Below are 23,319 nucleotides of genomic sequence, written 5' to 3'. Positions count from 1 at the left end.
AGAAAACTTCGGGAGAGTCGCCATGCGTGCTGCTCAATTAAAAGCTGTTCTGCCGCGGGAGCTGTTGGCTTCGGTGGTGGTGTTTCTGGTGGCGCTGCCCTTGTGCATGGGCATTTCCATCGCGTCCGGCCTGCCGCCGGCCAAGGGCCTGATCACCGGCATCATCGGTGGCCTGGTGGTGGGTTTTCTGGCCGGCTCAAAGTTGCAAGTCAGCGGCCCGGCCGCCGGGTTGGCGGTATTGGTATTCGAACTGGTGCGCCAACATGGCGTGGCCATGCTCGGGCCGATTTTGCTGCTGGCCGGTCTTCTGCAATTGCTGGCCGGGCGCTTTCGCCTGGGTTGCTGGTTCCGAGTAACCGCTCCTGCGGTGGTGTACGGGATGCTGGCGGGTATCGGGGTGCTGATCGTGTTGTCCCAGGTCCATGTGATGCTCGACGCGGTGCCCAAGCCTTCAGGGTTGGATAATCTCGCAGCGTTCCCCGCAGCGGTGATTCAGGCCTTGCCGTCCTTTGGCTGGCAGGCCGGTTTGCTCGGTTTGTCGACGATTGCGGTGATGTGGTTGTGGGAAAAGTTTCGCCCTCACAGCCTGCGTTTCGTGCCCGGCGCCCTGCTCGGTGTAGGCCTGGCGACCATTGCCAGCCTGCTGCTGGCTTTGCAGGTCAAGCGCGTGGAAGTCCCCGCCAACCTCACCGAAGCCATCGACTGGCTGCGCCCGGCAGATCTGTTGAACCTGGCCGACCCTACGTTGCTGATCGCCGCGTTCGCCGTTGCCTTCATTGCCAGCGCTGAAACCCTGCTGTCGGCGGCCGCCGTGGATCGTATGCACAGCGGTGAGCGCGCGGATTTCGACCGGGAATTGTCCGCGCAAGGTATCGGTAACATGCTCTGCGGCCTGCTCGGTGCCTTGCCGATGACCGGTGTGATCGTGCGCAGCTCGGCTAACGTCCAGGCCGGGGCCACTACGCGGATGTCGACGATTTTCCACGGCCTGTGGTTGTTGCTCTTCGTACTCTTGCTGTCCAGCGTGCTGCAAAGCATTCCAGTAGCAAGCCTGGCGGGTGTGTTGGTGTACACCGGTTTCAAACTGGTGGATATCAAGGCATTTCGAGGGCTGGGCCGTTATGGACGGATGCCGATGTTCACCTATGCCGCGACGGCTCTGGCAATCATCTTCACTGACCTGCTGACCGGCGTGCTGATTGGTTTCGGCCTGACCCTGGCGAAACTGGCCTGGAAAGCCTCGCGGCTGAAAATCAGCCTGATCGATCTGCCCCAGGAAGGTGAGATGGAGTTGCGGCTGATGGGGGCGGCTACCTTCCTGAAGGTTCCGGCGCTGACCCAGGTGCTGGGCACCATACCCAAAGGCACGACGGTGCATGTGCCGCTCAATAACCTGAGCTACATCGACCATTCGTGCCTGGAGCTGCTGGAAGAATGGGGCCGGGCGAATGCCAGCAAGGGTTCGAAGCTGTTGATCGAATCCCGCGGGCTCAAGCGCAGGCTGGAAGGGCGATTGCGCACCACCGTGGGGGTTGGCGCAGCGGCGGGCTAATCCACAGACCTTGTGGGAGCGAGCCTGCTCGCGATTGCATTGGATCAGTCAACATAGATGTCGAATGTCCAACCGCCATCGCGAGCAGACTCGCTCCCACAGGGTTTACGGTGAACACAATTATTGTGAACACCCACAGGGGGGTGTTTCTGCTGGATCAAGCCGCTGGCTGATCCAGCTCCAGCCCAACGCCCAGCTGACGCGACAGGCACGGCCAGCGCTTCCACGCAGCGCCCGTGTCCGGGCTGCCCAGTTTCTCCCGGTAAGACTCCACCGACTCCAGCGCAAAGCTGTCTTCGTCGAGCATTTCATCCACGGCGTGATGCACTGCCTCATCCAACTGGTTGGCGAACGATTCGCCGATCAACTGGTGAGCGATCAAGTTGGCGACGGTCATATCCAGCGGGATCAGTGGCTGGCCGAAATGCTTGATATACAAGTCATTGACCTCTTCCACCAGCCGATGGGCCAGGTAGGCCTCGTCCAACAGGCTGTCCAGGCCGACGTGGCCTTCCATGACCTTGGGCGGCTGGAGGAAAAACTGCTCGGCAATTTTCAGCACCGGTTTGATCTGCGATTCGATGCCGGCTTGGCGGGCGACATCGTTGGCGGCGTCCAGCAGGTCGGGCACTTGCTCGATATATGCGGTGACAAAACGGGTCAACACACCCTTGGCATCGGCATCCGGCAGTTGGATGGCGACGTGCAGGTTCGGTAACTGGGTTCCCAACTGACGGGTCAACTGGCCGGTCTCGGCCTCGTGTTGTTGGGCTTTTTGGATCTGCTCGCGCAATGCGGCGGTGTTCATGACAACTCCAGAATACAAGGCAGTGAAATAGGAAGACATAACTTAGCTGGCGCAAAGACACTCCTAAGACCTATTTTTCATAACCGACCCTTCCTTGATACGTCGCCGTTATATCGGTTTGCCATCACTCAGTTCGCATCCTTCTCCATTCGCGGGCTCTAGCGCAAGCCCCGTCTGTTTCAAACGATTTACGTCGTCGCGTTGCGAGGTTGCAGTCGCTGTCTATACTCGGGTTGGAATGAGTTAGCTGATGACACCCGATGCAGTAGGCAGCAAGGCACGGCGCTCGAGTTCGTAGTCTGATGTAGCCGCTCCCTTGCCGCAGGCTTTACGCCTACGGGATAACAAGAACGATAAGGGGAACCCGCAATGACGCGACATCCACACGTATGGATGGGCCTCCTGTTGTGGTCGATTTTCAGCCAGGCGCAAGCGGCCTGGACTGTGAATATGGCGCCTGGAGCGACACAGATCAGCCACGCAGTGTTCGACCTGCACATGACCATTTTCTGGATATGTGTAGTGATCGGCATCATCGTCTTCGGCGCCATGTTCTGGTCGATGATGGTGCACCGCCGTTCAACCGGCCAGACCGCCGCCCACTTCCACGAAAACACCCGCGTCGAAATCCTCTGGACCATCGTGCCCTTCCTGATCCTGGTTGCCATGGCGATTCCCGCCACCGCCACCCTGATCAAGATGTACGACTCCAGCGAGTCGGACATCGATATCCAGATCACCGGCTATCAATGGAAGTGGCACTACAAATACCTGGGCCAGGACGTCGAGTTCTTCAGCAACCTGGCCACCCCCGCCGAACAAATCCATAACCAGAGCGCCAAGGGCGAACACTACCTGCTGGAAGTCGACAAGCCGCTGGTGCTGCCGGTCGATGCCAAGGTGCGTTTTCTGGTGACCTCCGCCGACGTGATCCACTCCTGGTGGGTGCCGGCCTTCGCGGTCAAGCGCGATGCGATTCCCGGGTTCGTCAACGAGGCCTGGACCCGCGTCGACCAGCCTGGCGTGTACCGCGGCCAATGCGCCGAGCTGTGCGGCAAGGACCATGGGTTCATGCCGATCGTGGTGGAGGTCAAGAGCAAGCCCGACTACGAAAAATGGCTGGCCGAACGCAAGGCCGAAGCTGCGCAGCTCAAAGAGCTGACCAGCAAGGAATGGACCCTCGAAGAACTCAAGGAGCGTGGCGACAAGGTCTACCACACCACCTGCGTGGCCTGTCACCAGGCTGAAGGCCAGGGCCTGCCGCCAATGTTCCCGGCGCTCAAGGGCTCGAAAATCGCCACCGGGCCGAAGGCTGATCACCTGGGCATTGTCTTCCACGGCAAACCCGGCACCTCCATGGCGGCGTTCGGCAAGCAGTTGTCGGAAGTCGATATCGCGGCCGTCGTGACCTATGAACGTAACGCCTGGGGCAACAACAAGGGCGACATGGTTACGCCTAAAGAAGTGCTGGAACTCAAACAGGCAGAAAGCAAATGAGCCGGCCTGACGTCTGTTCCCGCAACCGGGCGGGGCTCATTGCCCCGCGCCGTCCAGCCCATTCGTTCGAAGGAGACAGGACATGAGTGCTGTGATCGATGACCACGGTCATGCCGGCGCCGACCACGCCCATGGCCCCGCCAAGGGTCTGATGCGTTGGGTACTGACCACCAACCACAAGGATATCGGCACGCTGTACCTGTGGTTCGCGTTCTGCATGTTCCTGCTGGGCGGCTCGTTCGCCATGGTGATCCGCGCCGAGCTGTTCCAGCCTGGCCTGCAGATCGTGCAGCCGGAGTTCTTCAACCAGATGACCACCATGCATGGCCTGGTGATGGTCTTCGGCGCGGTGATGCCGGCTTTCGTCGGCCTCGCCAACTGGATGATCCCGCTGATGATCGGCGCGCCAGATATGGCCCTGCCGCGCATGAACAACTTCAGCTTCTGGCTGTTGCCTGCGGCGTTCCTGCTGCTGGTGTCCACGTTGTTCACACCTGGAGGCGGGCCGAACTTCGGCTGGACCTTCTACGCGCCGCTGTCCACCACCTATGCGCCGGAAAGCGTGACGTTCTTCATCTTTGCCATCCACCTGATGGGCATCAGTTCGATCATGGGGGCGATCAACGTGATCGCCACCATCCTCAACCTGCGTGCCCCAGGCATGACGCTGATGAAGATGCCGTTGTTCGTCTGGACCTGGCTGATCACCGCGTTCCTGCTGATTGCGGTGATGCCGGTGCTGGCCGGCTGCGTGACGATGATGCTGATGGACATCCACTTCGGCACCAGCTTCTTCAGTGCCGCCGGCGGCGGTGATCCGGTGCTGTTCCAGCATGTGTTCTGGTTCTTCGGTCACCCCGAGGTGTACATCATGATCCTGCCGGCCTTCGGTGCCGTCAGCTCGATCATCCCGGCGTTCTCCCGCAAGCCGCTGTTCGGCTACACCTCGATGGTCTACGCCACGGCGGCCATTGCGTTCCTGTCGTTCATCGTCTGGGCGCACCACATGTTCGTCGTGGGCATTCCGCTGGTGGGCGAGCTGTTCTTCATGTACGCCACGCTGCTGATCGCCGTGCCCACCGGGGTGAAGGTGTTCAACTGGGCCAGCACCATGTGGCAAGGCTCGCTGACCTTTGAAACGCCGATGTTGTTTGCCGTGGCGTTCGTGATCCTGTTTTCCATCGGTGGTTTCTCCGGGCTGATGCTGGCCATCGCACCGGCGGACTTCCAGTACCAGGACACCTACTTCGTGGTCGCACATTTCCACTATGTGCTGGTGCCCGGCGCGATCTTCGGGATCTTCGCCTCGGCCTACTACTGGCTGCCGAAATGGACCGGCCACATGTACGACGAAACCCTCGGCAAGCTGCATTTCTGGCTGTCGTTCGTCGGCATGAACATGGCGTTCTTCCCGATGCACTTCGTGGGTCTGGCGGGCATGCCACGGCGGATTCCCGACTACAACCTGCAGTTCGCCGACTTCAACATGGTCTCGTCCATCGGCGCGTTCATGTTCGGTGCCACGCAGATTTTCTTCCTGTTCATCGTGATCAAGACCATCCGTGGCGGCGAGCCCGCACCGGCCAAGCCGTGGGACGGCGCAGAGGGGTTGGAGTGGAGCGTGCCTTCGCCGGCGCCTTATCACACCTTCACCACACCACCGGAAGTGAAATGAACACCGCTCCCACAGGGTTCGGCGCAAGGGGCAGCAGCCATGGCTGATTCCATTTCGATGAAGAAACTGGTCACCCGGCTCTTGCTGGTGGTGGTGGCCATGTTCGTCTTCGGGTTTGCCCTGGTGCCGATCTATGACGTGATGTGCAAGGCGTTCGGCATCAATGGCAAGACCGCCGGCCAGTATGAAGGCGAGCAAACCGTCGATGAATCGCGCCAGGTTCGCGTGCAGTTCCTGTCGACCAACTCAGTGGACATGGTTTGGGACTTCTATCCCAAGGGCGATGAACTGGTGGTGCGGCCAGGGGCGGTGAACGAGATGGTCTTCGTCGCCCACAACCCTACCAACCGGCCGATGAGCGCCCAGGCGGTGCCGAGTATCGCGCCGAGCAACGCCGCGGCGTATTTCCACAAGACCGAATGTTTTTGTTTCACCCAGCAAGTGCTGCAACCCGGCGAACGCATCGAAATGCCCATGCGTTTCATTGTCGACCGGGACATGCCCAAGGAAGTGAAGCACCTGACGCTGTCCTACACGCTGTTCGATATCACCGCTCGTCATCCACCGGTGGCTTTAAACACTGACCGATAGCGTGCCCGATAAGGAGAACAATAAATGGCAACTCACGAACACTATTACGTTCCGGCCCAGAGCAAATGGCCGATCATCGCCACGGTCGGGATGTTCGTCACGGTGTACGGCCTGGCGACCTGGTTCAACGACCTGAAGGCGGCCCGACCGGACTCCCACGGCCCGCTGATCTTTTTCGTCGGCGGCCTGCTGTTGGCCTACATGTTGTTCGGCTGGTTTGGCACGGTGGTCAAGGAAAGCCGTGCGGGGCTGTACAGCGCGCAGCTCGACCGCTCGTTCCGCTGGGGCATGAGCTGGTTCATCTTTTCCGAAGTGATGTTCTTTATCGCGTTCTTCGGTGCGCTGTTTTATGTGCGCATGATCTCAGCGCCAGGCCTGGCGGGTGAAGGGACCAAGGGCCTGTCACACATGCTCTGGCCGACCTTCGAGTTCGCCTGGCCATTGCTGAACAACCCCGACCCGAAACTTTTCCCGGCGCCCAAGGACGTCATCAGCCCCTGGGGCTTGCCGCTGCTCAATACCGTGCTGCTGGTCAGTTCCAGCGTCACCGTCACCATCGCCCACCATGCCCTGAAAAAAGGCCATCGCGGCGCGCTGAAAATCTGGCTGGCACTGACGGTGCTGCTGGGCTGTGCCTTCCTGGGCTTCCAGGCCGAGGAATACATCCACGCCTACAAGGAACTGGGCCTGACCCTGGGCTCCGGAGTCTACGGCGCGACCTTCTTCATGCTCACGGGCTTTCACGGCGCCCACGTCACCATCGGCACGATCATCCTGTTTGTGATGCTGATGCGCATCATGCGCGGGCACTTCGACAATGAGCACCAGTTCGGCTTCGAAGCGGCGAGCTGGTACTGGCACTTCGTCGATGTGGTGTGGATCGGGTTGTTTATCTTCGTCTACGTGCTCTGAGGTAACGGTTACCAAGGCGCGTGGGACACCAACTGGCCGCTGAAAAAACCCCAGGCAATCAAGCCGACGGTGATGGCGGCCAGACTGACCCTGATCGCCAGGGCGATGACCAGGCGATTGGAATTGCTGTCGTCCTTGACCAGAAAAAACAGGCCGCTGAACAGGCTCGCAATCGTGGCAATCAGCATCAGGACGATGGCTGCTTTTAGCATTAGGGACACTCCGGGAGGACGCGATGCACGTGAGTATAGCTATCCCGTTCGACGGCTTTCGGACGGCGCCATGAAAGGCTTCCAACCGGGCATCGTGCCGTCGCTGGTGGTGGCCGTGCTGTTGCCGCTGCTGGTGTCCCTGGGGTTCTGGCAACTGAGCCGGGGCGAACAGAAGCGCGTGCTCATGGAGAATTACGCCGAGCGCCGCGTGGCGCAGCCAATCGGCAGCGCCGAGCTGCAACAAACGGCGGACGCGGCCTTTCGACCGGTCAGCCTGCAGGGCCAGTTCGACGCCGAACACAGCATCCTGCTGGATAACCGCCAACACGACGGCCAGGTCGGCGTCGAGTTGCTGCAACCCTTTCTCGACCACGCGACCGGGCTGTGGTTGCTGGTCAATCGCGGCTGGTTGCCCTGGCCTGACCGCCGCACTGCGCCGGTCTTCAGCACCCCCGAACAACCGCTGAGCCTGCAGGCATGGGTCTATGTGGCGCCGGGCGCCACGTTCCAGCTTCACGCCGACCCGGCAAATGCACCGTGGCCACGTCTGGTCACCGCCATCGAGCCGGACAAGCTCTGGGCCGAACTGGGCCGCAGCGGTTTCACCTATGAATTACGGCAACAAAGCGGCCCCGGGGCCTACCGGACCGATTGGCCGGTGGTGGCCATGGGGCCGGAAAAACACCTCGGTTATGCCGTGCAGTGGTTCGCGATGTCGGCGGCACTGTTCGGCCTTTTCCTTTATCTCGGATGGCATAACGCAGGGAGACACCATGGGAACCGCCATGAATCCAACCAACACGTCTGAGGCACCCACGGCGCGCAACCGTCGCAAGGGGCGTCTGCAACTGCTGCTGATTGTGCTCGGGGTGGTCGCCCCGATGATCCTGGCCACCGGCATGTACAAGTTCCAGTTCTGGGTCCCGGAAAGTCGCAATTACCACGGCGAACTGATCGGCAATGGCCAGACCCGCGCCGAGATTGGCGTACAGGCCGATGAGCAGCGCTGGCAGATCCTGGTCACCGCGCCGCAGGAATGTTCGGTGGATTGCCGGCAATTGGTGTACCTGGCCCGCCAGGTACAGATCGGTCTGGGTCGCGAGGCTTCCCGCGCCAGCCATGCCCTGGCCATCGCGCAACCGCTGGACGCCGAGTATGACGCTCAACTGCAGCGTGAATATCCACAACTGCAACGCTATCCGCTGGACGTGCCGGCTTATCAGAAAGGCGCCCAAGGCATTGGCGGCGCTCAGCTCTGGATCATCGACCCGCACAGCAACCTGGTGCTGCGCTACGACGCCCGGGTCAAGGGCAAGGATCTGCTCAACGACCTGCGACATCTGCTGAAACTGTCGAACATCGGATGAGGGCATCGACATGGCCAAACCTGGATTTCGCCTCGCGCTGTTTGCCACGCTGCTGGCACTGATCGTCGTACTGCTGGGCGCCTACACCCGGCTCACCCACGCCGGCCTCGGTTGCCCGGACTGGCCCGGTTGCTACGGCTTCATCAGCGTGCCCAAAAGCGAAGCCCAACTGGCCCATGCCGAGCTGCACTTTCCCGACGCCCCGGTGGAAGCCCACAAGGGCTGGAACGAGATGGTCCATCGTTACTTTGCCGGGGCCCTGGGGCTGATGATTACCGCGCTGGCCGCCCGGGCCTGGATCAATCGTCGCCACCCGGGCCTACCCTTGAAGCTGCCGCTGTTTCTGCTGGCGGTGGTGTTCGCCCAAGCGGCGTTCGGCATGTGGACCGTGACCCTGAAACTCTGGCCGCAAGTGGTGACCGGGCATCTGTTGGGCGGGTTCGCGACCCTGAGCCTGCTGTTTCTCCTGACCCTGAGGCTGTCCGGCGTGTTGCCGGCGCTGACCGTGCCCAAGCGCCTGCAGCATTGGGCGACGGCCGGGCTGCTGCTGGTGATCGGCCAAATCGCCCTGGGCGGCTGGGTCAGTTCCAATTACGCCGCGGTGGCCTGCATCGACTTCCCCACCTGCCACGGCCAATGGCTGCCACCTGCTGATTTCGCCAACGGCTTTCACCTGACCCAACACATTGGCCCGAACTACCTGGGCGGCCAACTCGACAGCGACGCCCGCACCGCCATCCACCTGACCCACCGTATCGGCGCGTTGCTGGTGACAGTGGTGCTGCTAGGACTGGCCTGGCAACTGAAAGCGGTCGGCATGACCCGCCTGGCCGGGCTGGTGCTGATTGCACTGGCGGCCCAAATCACCCTGGGCATCAGCAACGTGCTGTTCCATCTGCCGCTGCCGGTGGCCGTCGCCCACAACGCCGGGGGCGCCGCGCTGTTGCTGACCCTGGTGCTGGTCAATTATCACGCCCGTACCAGCCTGGTCCGGGTCAAGCATCAGGTCCCGCTACGCTGGCGGTTCAATCCGCATAAACACGGCGTCAGCCCCCTCACAATAAAAGGAGAGATGCCATGGCAACCCTGACCGGTGAACGCCACAACCAGGCGATCTGGCGCGATTATCTGGAGCTGACCAAGCCCAAAGTGGTGGTGCTGATGCTGATCACCTCCCTGGTCGGCATGTTCCTCGCCACCCGCGCCGGTGTGCCGTGGACGGTCCTGGTGTTCGGCAACCTGGGGATCGCCCTGTGCGCCGGGGGCGCGGCGGCGGTCAACCATGTGGTGGACCGACGCATCGATGCATTGATGGCCCGTACCCACAAACGGCCATTGGCCGAGGGCCGGGTTTCCCCGGCCGCCGCACTGACCTTCGCCCTGGCGCTGGCTGTGGCCGGTCAGGCATTGCTGCTGACGTTCACCAACCCATTGACGGCCTGGCTGACCCTGGCCTCGCTGCTCGGTTATGCGGTGGTCTATACCGGCTTCCTCAAACGGGCGACGCCACAAAACATCGTCATCGGCGGCCTGGCCGGCGCGGCGCCACCGCTGCTGGGCTGGGTGGCGGCCACCGGCCATGTCAGCGCCGAACCGCTGCTGCTGGTACTGATCATCTTCGCCTGGACCCCGCCACACTTCTGGGCCCTGGCGATTCATCGCAAGGAGGAATACGCCAAGGCTGATATCCCGATGCTGCCGGTGACCCACGGCGAGCACTACACCAAAATCCATATTCTGCTGTACACCCTGGTGCTGCTGGCGGTAAGCCTGATGCCGTTCGTGATCCAGATGAGCGGGATGCTGTACCTGGTTTGCGCGCTCGTGCTGGGCGCCAGGTTTCTGCAATGGGCCGTGGTGTTGTACCGTGGCAGTCGGCCGCATGCGGCGATCAACACCTTCAAGTACTCTATCTATTACTTGTTCCTGCTGTTCATCGCCCTGCTTGTAGATCATTACTTACTGTTGAGCCTATGACTCGAACCCAGAAAACCGTCTTCATTCTCGTGGCCGTGATCGCGCTGATCCTGGGCCTTACCGTCAATAAGGTGCTGTCCGGCAAAGGCCAGGGCGACCCCACGGCGCTGATCGACGCGGGCATCATTCTGCTGCCTCAAAGCCGCAACCTGCCGGACGTGAAAATGACCGACCAGGACGGTCAGCCCGTGGCGATGGATGAGTTGAAAGACAAATGGAGCCTGCTGTTCTTTGGCTACACCTTCTGCCCGGATATCTGCCCAACCACCCTCGCCCAACTGCGCCAGATCAAAAGCGAGCTGCCGCCCGAGGCTGTGGATAAGTTGCAGATCGTGCTGGTGAGCGTCGACCCGAACCGCGACACCCCCAAGCAACTCAAGCAGTACTTGGGTTACTTCGATCCGCAATTCAAAGGCCTGACCGCCTCATCGATCGAAGACCTGCAAAAACTCGCCAACGCGGTGAGCATTCCGTTCATCCCGGCGGACACCAGCAAACCCAACTACACGGTCGACCACAGCGGCAACCTCGCCGTCATCGGGCCGGACGGCACCCAGCGCGGGTTTATCCGCGCGCCATTGAATAACCAGAAACTGGTGGCGCAGTTGCCGGAGATGCTCAAGCGTAAATAGGCGACACACAACTGTGGCGAGCCTGCTGTGGGAGCAAGGCTTGCCCGCGATGAAAGCGACACGGTCCCAACGAAAACTAGTCGCCTGAATCGCCGGCAAGCCTTGCTCCTACAGAACCTGGCTACGCACTTCCACCAAGCCACACATCCTTGCGCCTTTGCCTACAACTACGCCAGAATCCGCCCGCTTGTGCGCCTTGTCCCGGGGTTCTATTGTCTTCCTGCCACTGCCCATCAGTGGTCGGGTTTAGTAGCCCGGTTAAGGATACGGTCGCATGAGTCTCATCAGTCGGGCATTGCCTGCACTCGATGGTGGCTGTGCGCATGGCGCCTTCGGGCGCGCCGGGTTTTCCGTTTTCCTACCGGTCTACTAACTTGCGCACAGCTGCCTCCCTTTCGTTTAGTAGCGAGACGGTAGCGGCCTACTAACAAAGGAAACGTGAAAATGTTCAAAGCAACTCCAAATCCCCCAGATGCAGACCCCACCCCACAATCTGCAAAATCCAAAGCCAAGCAGCAAGACGAAACCACCAAACGCGTGCTTGATTACTACTTGCTGCCGAAATCTGAAAAATCTCAAGACGAGCCAAAACCAGGGCAGGTATTCACCATCGTGAAAGGCCTCGATAACGAATGCTTGCTCGCTAATCTCAGTGAGACGCTGGCTTCGGCTGATGCCATGGTGAATGATCTGGCGTTTGAGTTGGATGGATCGAGGCGTCATGTGGCGCTTGGTATTCAGCAGTTGATTGAGCTGAGTTCGTTGCTGGCGAATCGGGTGTTGGATAACGTGGAACCGCGACAATAGTATTTATTCCCCCAACGAAAAAACCCGACGTCTGGCGTCGGGTTTTGGTTCTTCCATCCGCAGAAGCGGACGAATAATCTCTAAATAGCCTCAAATTCTTTTTCCGCATATTCCGCCACCATCCTTTCTAGTGATAGGCCGTAAACGGCCCAGAGTGTGTAAAAACGCTTTCGCAAACCCTTGCTATGATTTCTGAGGATTTCATCGCAGGGATCGCCCATGAAGCGCTTTATCCAAGGTGAACATCGAGGCCAAGGCACCTTCCTTCCGGCGAGCCTCGACGATTACGTCACGGATACCAATCCGGTGCGCGTAGTCGACGTCTTTGTCGACGAACTCGACCTGGTCAAACTGGGTTTCGAGGGCGCCATACCGGCTGATACTGGCCGGCCGGCTTACCATCCCGCGATCCTGCTGAAGATCTACATCTACGGCTATCTGAACCGCATTCCATCGAGCCGGCGTCTTGAACGAGAGGTCCAACGCAACGTCGAGCTGATGTGGCTGACCGGGCGTTTGATGCCCGATTTCAAGACCATCGCCAACTTCCGAAAAGACAACAGCAAGGCCATCCGAGGTGTCTGCCGCCAGTTCGTGGTGCTGTGCCAGCAGCTGGGACTGTTCGGAGAAAATCTGGTCGCCATCGACGGCAGCAAATTCAAGGCGGTCAACAACCGCGACCGCAATTTCACCAGCGCCAAACTCAAGCGGCGAATGGAAGAAATTGAATCGGGTATCAATCGGTACCTGACTGCGCTCGACGAAGCCGATCGGCAAGAACCCTCGATCGCCCAGCCTAAGGCTACTCGTCTGCAAGAGAAAATCGACAAGCTCAAAGCTCAGATGAAAGAGTTACAGGTCATTGAAACTCAACTCAACGAATCACCGGATAAACAGGTCTCACTGACCGATCCAGACGCCCGCTCCATGATGACGCGCGGCACTGGAATCGTCGGTTACAACGTGCAGACAGCGGTCGATACCCAGCACCATTTGATCGTTGCACATGAGGTTACCAACGTCGGTTCCGACCGCGATCAACTCAGCTCGATGGCCAAGCAGGCCTGCGAGGCTATGGCGTCAGAAACGTTGTCGGTAGTGGCTGATCGAGGTTACTTCAAAAGCGAAGAGATCCTGGCTTGTCACGATGCAGGCATCACTGCCTATGTGCCCAAGCCGATGACCTCTGGAGCCAAAGCGGACGGGCGTTTCAATAACGATGCTTTCATCTACGACGCGGCAAAAAACGAATACATTTGCCCGGCGGGAGAAGCACTGATCTGGCGCTATACCAACGTTGAAAAAGGCCTGACGCTGCACCGTTACTGGAGTTCGAAATGCAAGGGCTGCGCAATGAAACCGCAGTGCACACCGAGCACGGAACGGCGGGTTCGACGCTGGGAGCATGAAGCCGTACTGGAGGAAATGCAGAACAGGCTGAGCAACGCGCCGGACATGATGCGAGTCCGCAAACGTACGGTCGAGCATCCCTTCGGGACACTCAAACAATGGATGGGCGCCACGCATTTCCTGACACGAAAGCTGAACGGAGTGAGTGCGGAGATGAGCTTGAACGTCCTCGCCTACAACTTGAAGCGGGTCATGAAAATTCTCGGTACCAGCGGTTTAATGAAGGCGCTGTCGGCCTGAAGAGGTCTGTATTTTGGCCACCCAGCAAGGTAGAAGCGGTGCTAGGGGCTCCCAGGCCCTCGTGATGATCCGCAGGACTTGTTGCGAGCAATCACTCAGCTAACAACCGTCAGCGCTGCGCGCCGACGGTGCATCAGCGCGTTTTTACACACTCTGGGCCAGAAGAAGACAGTGGACAGCATCCTCGACGGGGAGATAGCGTCAGCCTTTTCAATTCGAGGGCTGTGCCATGGATGCTATTGCCGACTATTCAAACGAACACCATCGACTTTCCGTCATGGAACTATGGGAAGCCGTATTCGGTTACGAAACCGCGCACAACAGCCCTGACCTTGCTATCGACAAGAAGCTGGCCGTATCGGATGGCCTCTTTTTTGTTGCTCTGGTAGGAAATGAAGTTGTTGGCACCGTTCTGGCTGGGTACGACGGCCATCGTGGATGGTTGTACTCGGTTGCGGTGCATCCCTCACATCGTAGAAAAGGTTTAGGGGCAAACCTGATCCATCATGCTGAGGGCGCCTTGACTGCCCGAGGGTGCATGAAAATCAACCTGCAAATTGTCAGCGCAAATGAGAACGTCAAAACTTTCTACGAGTCTCTAGGCTACTCGATCGAACCACGCATCAGCATGGGGAAAAAAATCGAATCGAATATCGTGATGCCTAGAGGGTAATCCTGAGGAGTGTCCGCTAGGGGTCGATGGCGGTCTGCCGCGACTGGCTGCCACAGCCAAAAGCAGTCATTCGCGCGTATATTTCAGACCCCCATGATTGCGGCCACATTGGTCACAAACAGATTGGGTGCGCGCGTTATGGCCGATTAAAGTCGTCTATCGACGCCAGCTTCGGATTGCGTGGTGCCCACGAATATCCTCTGTGAAAACGATCGAGCCAGGAGTTGCTTACATCCGGTGGTGCTCTAGCAAGAAGTCCACAAACACACGTATTCGCGCCGGCATGGCTGTACCGCCAACGAACACCGCATGAATCGGTTCCCTGTCGCCAGGGTTCCAGGACTCTAGCAGGGGTACCAGATCACCGCGTTGCAGGTCCTCGGCGACAGTGAACTCGCCGATGCGCGCGATACCGGCACCTAACCGAGCCAGTTGCGCCAGCGCTTCGCCACTACTGCATTCGATATTGCCGCTGATCTTCAAAGAAAACCCGCTGCCGTCACGGGTGAAGGGCCAGTCGGGCTCCGCACGGCGGAAGTTGAAGCGAAGGCAGTTGTGCCGCAGCAAGTCTTCCGGTTCTTGAGGGGTGCCGTGGTGCTGCAGGTACTTAGGTGACGCCACCAGTACCTGGCCGGTGTCGCCGATCCTGCGCGCTGTAAGGGGGCTGTCTGGCAGGTGGCCAAAGCGCACCGCTACGTCGGCCTGGCCTCCGAGGATGTCAACCACTTCGTCGCCTAAGGTGAGGTCAACGACAATGTTCGGGTAGCGGGCGCTGAATGCCGCCACCAAGGGCACGATGGCCAAGCGACCGTGGCCAAGGGCAGCACTAACCCGCAATCTGCCTTTGGGTACGCCCTGATCAGCGATGGCTTCCTCGACCTCGCCCATGTCGGCCAGGATGCGCCGAGCGCCACGAAGATACACCTCGCCCTCGGCAGTGAAGGCTAATGCCCTGGTAGTGCGAATCAGCAGGCGGGTGCCGAGGCGGTGTTCCGTGCGCGCGATGACCCTGCTGACTGCCGAGGGTGTCAGCCCTAACGCCCGCGCCGCAGCCGACAGGCTTCCTTCCTGCGCCACCATAGCGAACACAGCCATCTCACCTGATCTGCCGTTGAAGTCCATTTTTGCCTCATACGCAAAGGTGCTTGCCAGTCAAGCAGTCTACTGCCCTAAAAGCGCAGATCGTAACATCTGGTGCATAAATGAGGAGACTTCCATGCGTATCAATCCCCCCCTTGTAGCACTCGCCATCGGTGCCTTTGGCATTGGCGTCACCGAATTCGCCCCCATGGGCATGTTGCCCAGCATAGCTACCGACCTTGGCGTTTCCATTCCCGCCGCTGGTCTTTTGGTCAGCGCCTATGCCCTGGGGGTGCTGCTCGGCGCGCCACTGATGACCTTGACCACGGGCAAGATTCCCCGACGTCATCTGCTGATTGGACTCATGGCAATTTTCACGCTGGGTAACCTGATGTCAGCCATGGCAACCGACTACTACGGCCTGCTGGTCGCCCGCCTCGTGACCTCGCTCAACCACGGCGCGTTCTTTGGCGTCGGTTCCATCGTAGCCGCCAGTGTGGTCGCGCCGGACAAACGCGCCGGGGCCGTCGCCGCCATGTTCATGGGCCTGACCCTGGCGACCATCGGCGGTGTGCCGCTGGCTACCTGGTTTGGCGAACTGCTCGGCTGGCGCACCGCGTTCTGGGGCATTGCCGGGCTGGGCGTGGTGACCATGGCTGTGTTGTGGTTCGCTCTGCCCAACCTGCCGCTTCCGAAAAGCGAGGGCGTGCTGGCCGAAATTCGGGTATTGGGACGCGGCCCGGTACTGGCGGCGCTGGCCCTGACCGTGGTCGGCTCGGGCGCGATGTTCACCGTCTTTACTTATATCGCGCCGATCTTGAGCAGAGAGACCCATGCGTCCACCACCTTTAGCACGGCCATGCTTGTGCTGTTCGGCGTAGGCTTGACCCTAGGCAATATATGGGGCGGCAAGGCGGCAGACCGTTCGATCGACCGTACCCTGATCGTTTCGCTGAGCGTGCTGATTCTTGTACTACTGGCATTCACAATACTGATGCGTTGGCAGATGTCGGCTGCCGTGAGCATCCTCGTATGGGGTATCGCCAGCTTCGCCGTGGTGCCTCCGCTGCAGATGCGTGTGATGGAAGCTGCCAAAGACGCGCCCAATCTGGCCTCGGCAGTGAACATCGGTGCGTTCAACTTCGGCAATGCGATTGGTGCCGCGCTAGGCGGAGCGGTGATCAACGCAGGGTTAGGATATCCGGCAATATCACTGGCCGGAGCAGCGATGGCGGGCCTGGGACTGCTGATGGTCCTAACTTTCGCCTGGTGTTCCAGAGCCCGCGTGGCTGCGGCGGTCTAGAGGATGGCAGGTTCTTGCCAACAGCTGCTGCTGGCAAGAGCCGCCGTTTGCGAATGGCCGCTTTGGGTTGAACGGACATTCATTAATAAACGAACTTCTCTTATGCTATCTGTCGACGCATGGTCAGGATGGAAGCTCCGAAACAGATGAACGTCGAACCAACCACCCGGCTTACCCAACGGGATAGTTCGGGTCGGGTCAGCACACCCTTGGCCCGAGAGGCGATCGAGGCATAGAGACTCAAGGACGCCACTGACAACGCCATGAAGATTGAGGTGAGGATCAAGAACTGCGGTAGCAGCGTCGCGCTCTGATCGATGAACTGCGGGAACAGCGCGGTAAAAAACATCGTCGCCTTAGGGTTGGTCACTGCCGTCAGGAAGGCCGACTTGTACAATTTGGAACGAGTGGGTCTGCTCTTCTTCAAGTCATCCTGAACAGTGTCCGGGAGCATCGGGCCTCTTTTGAATAACTGCTTTATCCCCAGATAGAACAGATAACCAGCGCCGATGATCTTCACCGCGTTGAACAGCCATTCGGAGCTGGCAAGTAGCGCCCCCAATCCCAACATAGCGGCGGCCGACAGACAGAACAGGCCACTCGCGTTGCCAAGAGATGACCATACTGCACTGCGCTGTCCATAGGACAGGCTGTTGTTGATCGCCATCAAGGTCGCAGGCCCCGGGCTAGCGATGGCAATAGCTGCGACAAAGGTAAAAGCCAAAATCGAGTGAGAATCCATTTTCCATGTTCTCGAGGGTGAGGTGTCGGATGTTACAGGAGCGAGCGGGAAAACAGTCTCCATCTCGCTCGGTTTCACGGGAGGGACGGACTGTCTATATTGGGTCGATTGCAGCCTCTCACGAAAGTCAGCTATCGGCCCAGAAGCGGTCACTCGTAGACCCTTTGGAGTAATGTGTAGAATTGAACCATTGAAGCTTCCCCCCTTTCACTTGAGGATCTCTAATGACAAACCAATCCGCTATTGTCGAGGTGGTTCAAGAGACCGATCCTATGCTGCTCAGATCTTTGAATGACCTTCTCCCACAGCTTTCCAAAAACGCTCAAGCTATGACAATGGAAGATTTGAAGCAGATCGTGGATTCAGCGTGCTCCCATTTATTAGTCGTGAGAGTAGCAAGTGGAGGAAGCATCTTGGGGGCGCTAACCCTAGTTCATTTTCGTATTCCGACAGGCGTTCGTGCTTGGATCGAAGACGTCGTAGTAGATGCCAGTGCTCGAGGCCAAGGGATCGGCAAAACACTCATAGAAGCAGCAATAGAAAAAAGCCATGAGCTCGGCGCGAAAACACTGGATCTAACATCCAACCCAGATCGTGAATCTGCCCATCGTTTATATGAGGGGGCAGGATTCTCGTTGCGCACAACAAAGGTCTACCGACATATCAAATGACTAATGGATAGTCCTCTAGCGAATAAGGGGACCGAATAAGGGGACAGATATATTTTCTGATATTAAATCCGCCCGACTTTCCCACTCAGCCAACCTACTCAAACCGCCGCCGCTTCATGAACAACCCCATCCCTATCGCCACGGCAAAAGCCGACAGCAACCCCAGATCAAACCCCAACAAGCGGGTCTGACCGGCCAAAACGCAGCCAACCGCACCCGCCGCCACCAACACCACGCCTAGCCACTTGCGTAGCAGATAGGGTTTGAGGAATCGATCGAGCAGAAAGGACAACACCAAGGCAATGACCAATTGAGTAATTACGGACATGTACGTCTCCAGTCAGGCCTTGATGATCAATGTCGAGAGGGTGCGTTGCGGGCCGATACCGCCGTTGACCTGCGCCTCTATGCTGACCAGTACGTCGCCCGCATGGTAGGTGGGCAGGATTTCATTGGCATACGTGCGCACACCGGCCCCTACAGATATCGCCACGTAAGAGGGAGCCACGGCCTTGGCGGCGGCAGTGAAGGCCGTGGCTGCAAGGTTGGCGATCGTGGTGCGCTGAGCGTTGAGGGCATCACCCTGTTGCCGGGTCAGCGGTTTGGAGATGCCGATCATCATCACGCACGGCAGGCTCTTGGCCTGCATCTTGTCGTACACCTCGACGACCTTGCTGTTGACCTCATAGTGGGCGCTTTTCGCCTCGCCAAAATGCAGCTCACGCAGGCGCCCACGTTCGCTGTCGGTGAGGGTGATCTGCGAGACGTTGAAGACGATCCCGTGATTGCCCATGTATTGGAAAGTCCCTTCGAACTTCATCGCTCGTTTCCTTTCGAGGTAAAGGCGGCGATTCTCTACAAGGAGCGGATTGGATTCAAATCATTTCAGCTTGCTGGATCGGGGAGTGGGCTTTTTTATGAGTGCTGCGCACTCAAGCGGGAGCAAGCTCCCTCGCCACGGGGGCTGTGCTGGGCTGAAAGTTTGTCAGTGCTGGCGATCCAGTTTCTTCAGGAACACGGTCATTTCCTTTTCGGCCTGTTTGTCGCCGTGGGCCCGGGCGGCCTCCAGACCTTGTTCCCAGGCTTGGCGCGCTGCCGGTAAGTCGCCGTGGCCTTGGTGGGCCTTGCCCAGTAGTTTCCATGCTGCTGAATACTTGGGATCGAATTCGACGCAGCGTTGGAGGTGTTCGGCTGCCCGGGCGAATTCGCCAAGATCGAGGTAACCCTTGCCCAGGCCGAAGCGCAGCAGGGAGTTATCCACACCCTTGGCGAGCATTTTTTCCAGGGAGTCGAGCATGGCGGCGTCCTTATCGGTTGTGTCAGGGGTTGATCAGTTGGCAGCTAAATAGCTATCGCGAGCAGGCTCGCTCCCACAGGGGGGTTGGGGTTGCTCACAATATTTGTGAGCAATGGAGATCCTCTGTGGGAGAGGGCCTGCTTCGCAGGCCAGCGGGAGCAAGCTCCCTCGCCACAGGGAAGGTTTTGTCAGAAGAAGCTCAACCCCACATGGAACAGCTTCTCGACGTCGCTAATGTGTTTTTTGTCCACCAGGAACAGGATCACATGGTCGCCGGTCTGGATCGCGGTGTCGTCATGGGCGATCAGCACTTGTTCGTCGCGGATGATCGCGCCGATGGTGGTGCCTGGCGGCAAGCCGATGTCGCGGATGGCCTTGCCGATCACTTTGCTGGATTTGGCATCGCCGTGGGCAATCGCCTCGATGGCTTCCGCCGCGCCACGGCGCAGGGAGTGCACGCTGACGATGTCGCCGCGGCGCACGTGAGCCAGCAAGGTGCCGATGGTGGCCAGTTGCGGGCTGATGGCGATGTCGATGTCGCCGCCCTGGATCAGGTCGACGTAGGCCGGGTTGTTGATGATGGTCATCACCTTCTTCGCCCCCAGGCGCTTGGCCAACAGCGACGACATGATGTTAGCTTCGTCGTCGTTGGTCAGGGCCAGGAAGATGTCGGCGTCGGCGATGTTCTCTTCCATCAGCAGGTCGCGGTCCGAGGCGCTGCCCTGTAGCACCACGGTGCTGTCGAGGGTGTCCGAGAGGTAGCGGCAGCGCGCCGGGTTCATCTCGATGATCTTGACCTGGTAGCGGCTTTCGATGGCTTCGGCCAGGCGCTCGCCAATCTGCCCGCCGCCGGCGATCACGATGCGTTTGTAGTTCTCGTCGAGACGACGCATTTCGCTCATCACCGCGCGAATATTCGCCTTGGCGGCGATGAAAAACACCTCATCGTCCGCTTCGATCACCGTATCGCCCTGTGGAAGAATCGGCCGGTCACGTCGGAAAATCGCCGCGACCCGTGTCTCCACATTCGGCATGTGCTCACGCAACTGGCGCAGTTGCTGCCCCACCAGCGGCCCGCCGTAGTAGGCCTTGACCGCCACCAGCTGCGCCTTGCCTTCGGCAAAATCGATGACCTGCAAGGCGCCCGGGTGCTCGATCAGGCGCTTGATGTAATTGGTCACCACCTGCTCGGGGCTGATCAGCACATCCACCGGAATCGCTTCGTTGTCGAACAGGTCGGCGCGGGTCAGGTAGGCCGCTTCGCGCACCCGGGCGATCTTGGTCGGGGTGTGAAACAACGTGTGAGCGACCTGGCAGGCCACCATGTTGGTTTCGTCGCTGTTGGTGACGGCCACCAGCATGTCGGCATCGTCGGCACCGGCCTGACGCAGCACCGTAGGCAAGGAACCACGTCCTTGTATGGTGCGGATGTCGAGACGGTCGCCCAGGTCCCGCAGGCGTTCACCGTCGGTGTCGACCACTGTGATGTCGTTGGCTTCACTGGCCAGATGTTCCGCCAGCGAACCGCCGACCTGCCCTGCGCCGAGGATGATGATTTTCATCCAGTCACTCCTTATGGAATCGGTCTTAACCGCGTACGGCGGCGATTTTGATCAGTTTGGCGTAGTAGAACCCGTCGTGACCGCCTTCCTGGGCCAGCAATTGCCGACCATGGGGCTGCTTCAGGCCGGCCTGGCTGGCAATGTCCAGCTCCCGGGCGCCCGGGGTGCGGGCGAGGAAGGCTTCGATCACTTCGGTGTTCTCGGTCGGCAAGGTCGAACAGGTGGCGTAAAGCAGGATGCCGCCCACTTCCAGGGTGATCCACAGGGCGTCGAGCAGTTCGCCCTGCAACACCGCCAGTGCGACGATGTCGTCCGGCTGGCGGGTGAGCTTGATGTCCGGATGACGGCGGATCACGCCGGTGGCTGAGCACGGTGCGTCCAGCAGGATGCGCTGGAACGGCTTGCCATCCCACCAGGCCGCGGTGTCGCGGCCGTCGGCGGCGATCAGCTCGGCATCCAGGCCCAGGCGTTCGAGGTTTTCCTTCACGCGCACCAGGCGCTTGGCTTCCAGGTCTACTGCCACCACACCGGCCAGCTTCGGCTCGGCCTCAAGAATGTGACAGGTTTTGCCACCCGGGGCGCAGCAGGCGTCCAACACCCGTTGGCCGGGCGCCAGTTCCAGCAGGTCGGCGGCCAGTTGGGCGGCTTCGTCCTGAACACTGATCCAGCCCTCGGCGAAGCCCGGCAGCGCGCGCACATCGCCCGGGGTTTGCAGCACGATACCGTCGCGGCTGTACTGGCACGGCGTGGCCGGGATGCCGGCTTCGCCCAGCAACGCCAGGTAGGCATCGCGAGTATGGTGTCGACGGTTGACCCGCAGGATCATCGGCGGATGGGCATTGTTGGCTGCGCAGATGGCTTCCCATTGCTCGGGCCAGAAGGCCTTCAGGGATTTCTGCAACCAGCGCGGGTGGGCGGTGCGCACCACCGGGTCGTGTTCCAGCTCGGCCAGCAGGGCTTCGCTTTCCCGTTGCGCACGACGCAGCACGGCATTGAGCAAGGCCTTGGCCCAGGGCTTTTTCAGCTTCTCGGCGCAGCCCACGGTTTCGCCGATGGCGGCGTGGGCGGGAACGCGGGTGTAGAGCAACTGATAGAGCCCCACCAGCAGCAGCGCTTCGACGTCGGCATCGGCCGCTTTGAACGGTTTCTGCAACAGCTTGGCCGCCAGGGCCGACAGCCGAGGCTGCCAGCGGGCGGTGCCGAACGCCAGGTCTTGGGTGAAACCGCGATCCCGGTCTTCAACCTTGTCCAGTTGGGTCGGCAGCGAACTGTTGAGTGAGGCCTTGCCGCTGAGGACGGCGGCAAGTGCCTTGGCGGCGGCCAGACGCGGGTTCATGAGGCGTCCGCCGCTTGGCCCAGAGAGGTGCCGACGGCAAATTTCTCACGGCGGCTGTTGAACAAATCGCTGAAGTTCAGCGCCTTGCCACCGGGCAATTGCAGACGGGTCAGGCACAGCGCCTGTTCGCCACACGCGACGATGAGGCCGTCCTTGCTGGCGCCGAGGATTTCACCCGGGGCGCCCTTCCCTTCGGCGCAGCTTGCGGCCAGCACTTTCAAGGCTTCGCCATTCAAGGTGCTGTGGCAGATCGGCCACGGATTGAAAGCACGCACCAGGCGCTCCAGCTCGATGGCCGGACGGCTCCAGTCGATGCGGGCTTCGTCTTTGTTCAGTTTGTGAGCGTAGGTGGCGAGGCTGTCGTCCTGCACTTCGCCTTCCAGCGTACCGGCGGCCAGGCCGGCAATGGCCTGGACCACGGCCGGCGGGCCGATGAACGCCAGGCGGTCGTGCAGGCTGCCGCCAGTGTCTTCGGCGCTGATAGGCGTGCTGGCCTTGAGCAGCATCGGCCCGGTGTCCAGGCCCGCCTCCATGCGCATCACGGTCACGCCGCTCTCGGCATCGCCCGCTTCCACGGCGCGCTGGATCGGCGCCGCACCGCGCCAGCGCGGCAGCAACGAGGCGTGACTGTTGATGCAACCCAGGCGCGGAATATCCAGCACCACTTGGGGCAGGATCAAACCGTAGGCAACCACCACCATCAAATCCGGCTTCAGCGCGGCCAGTTCGGCCTGGGCTTGCGCGTCGCGCAGGGTTGGCGGCTGCAACACCGGCAGACCGTTTTCCAGGGCCAGTTGCTTGACCGGGCTGGGCATCAGTTTTTGCCCGCGGCCAGCCGGTCGATCCGGCTGGGTGTAGACCGCCACGATTTCATGAGGGCTGGCCAGCAGGGCCTTGAGGTGTTCTGCGGCAAACTCGGGCGTGCCGGCAAAGACGATGCGCAGTGGCTCAGTCATGGGAAGCTCTCAATTACAA

25 protein-coding genes are annotated in these 23,319 nt (G+C 60.0%); 15 read left to right on the top strand and 10 right to left on the bottom strand.

The annotated features are described in order from the left end of the window. The first annotated feature begins 22 nt into the window (after window positions 1-22). Window positions 23-1,552, top strand: a complete 1,530-nt coding sequence (locus ACA047_RS00465) for a SulP family inorganic anion transporter (protein WP_497355688.1) — start codon at window positions 23-25, stop codon at window positions 1,550-1,552. Window positions 1,553-1,709: 157 nt separating this feature from the next. Here the strand turns inward: ACA047_RS00465 and ACA047_RS00460 are convergent, their stop codons facing one another. After that, window positions 1,710-2,360 carry a hypothetical protein gene (locus ACA047_RS00460; RefSeq protein ID WP_497355686.1) on the bottom strand — a complete coding sequence of 217 codons (651 nt, stop codon included), beginning with the start codon at window positions 2,358-2,360 and terminating at the stop codon, window positions 1,710-1,712. A gap of 369 nt (window positions 2,361-2,729) precedes the next feature. Between ACA047_RS00460 and coxB the strand changes: the two genes are divergently transcribed. The 4 genes from coxB to ACA047_RS00440 all read left to right on the top strand — a co-directional run bounded on the left by coxB (window position 2,730) and on the right by ACA047_RS00440 (window position 7,035). After that, window positions 2,730-3,857, top strand: coding sequence for a cytochrome c oxidase subunit II (gene coxB, locus ACA047_RS00455; protein ID WP_497355684.1), 1,128 nt, complete (start codon window positions 2,730-2,732; stop codon window positions 3,855-3,857). 82 nt (window positions 3,858-3,939) lie between these two features. Further along, a complete protein-coding gene (gene ctaD / locus ACA047_RS00450) occupies window positions 3,940-5,532 on the top strand; it encodes a cytochrome c oxidase subunit I (RefSeq protein ID WP_497355682.1) in 1,593 nt (530 codons plus the stop codon). Window positions 5,533-5,571: 39 nt separating this feature from the next. Next, complete coding sequence (locus ACA047_RS00445) at window positions 5,572-6,123, top strand: cytochrome c oxidase assembly protein (RefSeq protein WP_497355680.1); 552 nt, start codon at window positions 5,572-5,574, stop codon at window positions 6,121-6,123. Between the two features lie 24 nt (window positions 6,124-6,147). Then, a complete protein-coding gene (locus ACA047_RS00440; RefSeq protein ID WP_497355678.1) occupies window positions 6,148-7,035 on the top strand; it encodes a cytochrome c oxidase subunit 3 in 888 nt (295 codons plus the stop codon). An 8-nt stretch (window positions 7,036-7,043) separates the two neighbouring features. On the opposite strand, the gene ACA047_RS00435 is transcribed toward ACA047_RS00440, so the two are convergent. Further along, window positions 7,044-7,247: a twin transmembrane helix small protein gene (locus ACA047_RS00435; RefSeq protein ID WP_497355676.1), complete on the bottom strand. Its 204-nt coding sequence runs from the start codon at window positions 7,245-7,247 to the stop codon at window positions 7,044-7,046. A 70-nt stretch (window positions 7,248-7,317) separates the two neighbouring features. Here ACA047_RS00435 and ACA047_RS00430 point away from each other — a divergent pair, with 70 nt between their 5' ends. From ACA047_RS00430 to ACA047_RS00395, 8 genes are all read left to right on the top strand, one after another. Next, the gene (locus tag ACA047_RS00430) at window positions 7,318-8,055 is read left to right on the top strand and encodes an SURF1 family protein (protein ID WP_497355674.1); all 738 of its coding nucleotides are present in this window, start codon (window positions 7,318-7,320) and stop codon (window positions 8,053-8,055) included. Continuing rightward, complete coding sequence (locus ACA047_RS00425; protein WP_497355672.1) at window positions 8,021-8,614, top strand: PA_0111/PP_0108 family redox-active disulfide protein; 594 nt, start codon at window positions 8,021-8,023, stop codon at window positions 8,612-8,614. Before ACA047_RS00430 ends, ACA047_RS00425 begins: the two co-directional genes overlap by 35 nt. Window positions 8,615-8,624: 10 nt before the next feature. Beyond that, a complete protein-coding gene (locus tag ACA047_RS00420) occupies window positions 8,625-9,704 on the top strand; it encodes a COX15/CtaA family protein (protein WP_497355670.1) in 1,080 nt (359 codons plus the stop codon). Further along, the gene (gene cyoE, locus ACA047_RS00415; protein WP_497355668.1) at window positions 9,692-10,591 is read left to right on the top strand and encodes a heme o synthase; all 900 of its coding nucleotides are present in this window, start codon (window positions 9,692-9,694) and stop codon (window positions 10,589-10,591) included. Before ACA047_RS00420 ends, cyoE begins: the two co-directional genes overlap by 13 nt. Next, window positions 10,588-11,223, top strand: a complete 636-nt coding sequence (locus tag ACA047_RS00410) for an SCO family protein (protein ID WP_497355666.1) — start codon at window positions 10,588-10,590, stop codon at window positions 11,221-11,223. The genes cyoE and ACA047_RS00410 overlap by 4 nt, the downstream gene beginning before the upstream one ends. Window positions 11,224-11,667: 444 nt before the next feature. Beyond that, complete coding sequence (locus ACA047_RS00405; RefSeq protein ID WP_497355664.1) at window positions 11,668-12,030, top strand: DUF6124 family protein; 363 nt, start codon at window positions 11,668-11,670, stop codon at window positions 12,028-12,030. A 219-nt stretch (window positions 12,031-12,249) separates the two neighbouring features. Then, window positions 12,250-13,680: an IS1182 family transposase gene (locus ACA047_RS00400; RefSeq protein WP_497351847.1), complete on the top strand. Its 1,431-nt coding sequence runs from the start codon at window positions 12,250-12,252 to the stop codon at window positions 13,678-13,680. Window positions 13,681-13,909: 229 nt separating this feature from the next. After that, entirely contained in the window at window positions 13,910-14,353 is a 444-nt protein-coding gene (locus ACA047_RS00395) for a GNAT family acetyltransferase (RefSeq protein WP_497355662.1), read from the top strand. A gap of 228 nt (window positions 14,354-14,581) precedes the next feature. Here ACA047_RS00395 and ACA047_RS00390 read toward each other — a convergent pair whose 3' ends face one another. Further along, a complete protein-coding gene (locus tag ACA047_RS00390) occupies window positions 14,582-15,475 on the bottom strand; it encodes a LysR family transcriptional regulator (protein ID WP_497355660.1) in 894 nt (297 codons plus the stop codon). 94 nt (window positions 15,476-15,569) lie between these two features. On the opposite strand from ACA047_RS00390, the gene ACA047_RS00385 reads away from it, so the two are divergent. Then, window positions 15,570-16,736, top strand: a complete 1,167-nt coding sequence (locus tag ACA047_RS00385) for an MFS transporter (protein ID WP_497355658.1) — start codon at window positions 15,570-15,572, stop codon at window positions 16,734-16,736. Window positions 16,737-16,836: 100 nt separating this feature from the next. Here ACA047_RS00385 and ACA047_RS00380 read toward each other — a convergent pair whose 3' ends face one another. Then, a complete protein-coding gene (locus ACA047_RS00380) occupies window positions 16,837-17,478 on the bottom strand; it encodes a LysE family translocator (protein WP_497355656.1) in 642 nt (213 codons plus the stop codon). A gap of 224 nt (window positions 17,479-17,702) precedes the next feature. Between ACA047_RS00380 and ACA047_RS00375 the strand changes: the two genes are divergently transcribed. After that, window positions 17,703-18,149: a GNAT family N-acetyltransferase gene (locus tag ACA047_RS00375; protein WP_497355654.1), complete on the top strand. Its 447-nt coding sequence runs from the start codon at window positions 17,703-17,705 to the stop codon at window positions 18,147-18,149. 94 nt (window positions 18,150-18,243) lie between these two features. On the opposite strand, the gene ACA047_RS00370 is transcribed toward ACA047_RS00375, so the two are convergent. From ACA047_RS00370 to fmt, 6 genes are all read right to left on the bottom strand, one after another. Continuing rightward, a complete protein-coding gene (locus ACA047_RS00370) occupies window positions 18,244-18,477 on the bottom strand; it encodes a hypothetical protein (RefSeq protein ID WP_497355652.1) in 234 nt (77 codons plus the stop codon). Window positions 18,478-18,489: 12 nt separating this feature from the next. After that, window positions 18,490-18,969: a hypothetical protein gene (locus ACA047_RS00365; RefSeq protein ID WP_497355650.1), complete on the bottom strand. Its 480-nt coding sequence runs from the start codon at window positions 18,967-18,969 to the stop codon at window positions 18,490-18,492. Between the two features lie 165 nt (window positions 18,970-19,134). Then, complete coding sequence (locus tag ACA047_RS00360; RefSeq protein ID WP_497355648.1) at window positions 19,135-19,446, bottom strand: tetratricopeptide repeat protein; 312 nt, start codon at window positions 19,444-19,446, stop codon at window positions 19,135-19,137. Window positions 19,447-19,634: 188 nt separating this feature from the next. Next, on the bottom strand, window positions 19,635-21,008 hold the full coding sequence (gene trkA, locus ACA047_RS00355; RefSeq protein WP_497355647.1) for a Trk system potassium transporter TrkA: 1,374 nt from the start codon (window positions 21,006-21,008) through the stop codon (window positions 19,635-19,637). Window positions 21,009-21,033: 25 nt separating this feature from the next. Further along, window positions 21,034-22,344: a 16S rRNA (cytosine(967)-C(5))-methyltransferase RsmB gene (gene rsmB, locus ACA047_RS00350; RefSeq protein WP_497355645.1), complete on the bottom strand. Its 1,311-nt coding sequence runs from the start codon at window positions 22,342-22,344 to the stop codon at window positions 21,034-21,036. Further along, window positions 22,341-23,300: a methionyl-tRNA formyltransferase gene (gene fmt / locus ACA047_RS00345; RefSeq protein ID WP_497355643.1), complete on the bottom strand. Its 960-nt coding sequence runs from the start codon at window positions 23,298-23,300 to the stop codon at window positions 22,341-22,343. Before fmt ends, rsmB begins: the two co-directional genes overlap by 4 nt. Window positions 23,301-23,319 lie beyond the last annotated feature (19 nt).

Source organism: Pseudomonas sp. LBUM1664, assembly GCF_059695895.1.
Note: the sequence above shows the minus strand (reverse complement) of the source record. Positions and strands in the feature narration are given on the sequence as shown.

What these genes read in the sequence shown, in the direction of transcription:
- ACA047_RS00390 (WP_497355660.1), bottom strand. Translation starts at nt 15,475, where the DNA reads ATGGACTTCAACGGCAGATCAGGTGAGATGGCTGTGTTCGCTATGGTG.
- rsmB (WP_497355645.1), bottom strand. Translation starts at nt 22,344, where the DNA reads ATGAACCCGCGTCTGGCCGCCGCCAAGGCACTTGCCGCCGTCCTCAGC.
- ACA047_RS00375 (WP_497355654.1), top strand. Translation starts at nt 17,703, where the DNA reads ATGACAAACCAATCCGCTATTGTCGAGGTGGTTCAAGAGACCGATCCT.
- trkA (WP_497355647.1), bottom strand. Translation starts at nt 21,008, where the DNA reads ATGAAAATCATCATCCTCGGCGCAGGGCAGGTCGGCGGTTCGCTGGCG.
- ACA047_RS00405 (WP_497355664.1), top strand. Translation starts at nt 11,668, where the DNA reads ATGTTCAAAGCAACTCCAAATCCCCCAGATGCAGACCCCACCCCACAA.
- ACA047_RS00440 (WP_497355678.1), top strand. Translation starts at nt 6,148, where the DNA reads ATGGCAACTCACGAACACTATTACGTTCCGGCCCAGAGCAAATGGCCG.
- ACA047_RS00370 (WP_497355652.1), bottom strand. Translation starts at nt 18,477, where the DNA reads ATGTCCGTAATTACTCAATTGGTCATTGCCTTGGTGTTGTCCTTTCTG.
- fmt (WP_497355643.1), bottom strand. Translation starts at nt 23,300, where the DNA reads ATGACTGAGCCACTGCGCATCGTCTTTGCCGGCACGCCCGAGTTTGCC.
- ACA047_RS00365 (WP_497355650.1), bottom strand. Translation starts at nt 18,969, where the DNA reads ATGAAGTTCGAAGGGACTTTCCAATACATGGGCAATCACGGGATCGTC.
- ctaD (WP_497355682.1), top strand. Translation starts at nt 3,940, where the DNA reads ATGAGTGCTGTGATCGATGACCACGGTCATGCCGGCGCCGACCACGCC.
- ACA047_RS00410 (WP_497355666.1), top strand. Translation starts at nt 10,588, where the DNA reads ATGACTCGAACCCAGAAAACCGTCTTCATTCTCGTGGCCGTGATCGCG.
- ACA047_RS00385 (WP_497355658.1), top strand. Translation starts at nt 15,570, where the DNA reads ATGCGTATCAATCCCCCCCTTGTAGCACTCGCCATCGGTGCCTTTGGC.
- ACA047_RS00380 (WP_497355656.1), bottom strand. Translation starts at nt 17,478, where the DNA reads ATGGATTCTCACTCGATTTTGGCTTTTACCTTTGTCGCAGCTATTGCC.
- ACA047_RS00395 (WP_497355662.1), top strand. Translation starts at nt 13,910, where the DNA reads ATGGATGCTATTGCCGACTATTCAAACGAACACCATCGACTTTCCGTC.
- ACA047_RS00435 (WP_497355676.1), bottom strand. Translation starts at nt 7,247, where the DNA reads ATGCTAAAAGCAGCCATCGTCCTGATGCTGATTGCCACGATTGCGAGC.
- ACA047_RS00400 (WP_497351847.1), top strand. Translation starts at nt 12,250, where the DNA reads ATGAAGCGCTTTATCCAAGGTGAACATCGAGGCCAAGGCACCTTCCTT.
- ACA047_RS00360 (WP_497355648.1), bottom strand. Translation starts at nt 19,446, where the DNA reads ATGCTCGACTCCCTGGAAAAAATGCTCGCCAAGGGTGTGGATAACTCC.
- ACA047_RS00460 (WP_497355686.1), bottom strand. Translation starts at nt 2,360, where the DNA reads ATGAACACCGCCGCATTGCGCGAGCAGATCCAAAAAGCCCAACAACAC.
- ACA047_RS00425 (WP_497355672.1), top strand. Translation starts at nt 8,021, where the DNA reads ATGGGAACCGCCATGAATCCAACCAACACGTCTGAGGCACCCACGGCG.
- ACA047_RS00445 (WP_497355680.1), top strand. Translation starts at nt 5,572, where the DNA reads ATGGCTGATTCCATTTCGATGAAGAAACTGGTCACCCGGCTCTTGCTG.
- coxB (WP_497355684.1), top strand. Translation starts at nt 2,730, where the DNA reads ATGACGCGACATCCACACGTATGGATGGGCCTCCTGTTGTGGTCGATT.
- cyoE (WP_497355668.1), top strand. Translation starts at nt 9,692, where the DNA reads ATGGCAACCCTGACCGGTGAACGCCACAACCAGGCGATCTGGCGCGAT.
- ACA047_RS00420 (WP_497355670.1), top strand. Translation starts at nt 8,625, where the DNA reads ATGGCCAAACCTGGATTTCGCCTCGCGCTGTTTGCCACGCTGCTGGCA.
- ACA047_RS00465 (WP_497355688.1), top strand. Translation starts at nt 23, where the DNA reads ATGCGTGCTGCTCAATTAAAAGCTGTTCTGCCGCGGGAGCTGTTGGCT.
- ACA047_RS00430 (WP_497355674.1), top strand. Translation starts at nt 7,318, where the DNA reads ATGAAAGGCTTCCAACCGGGCATCGTGCCGTCGCTGGTGGTGGCCGTG.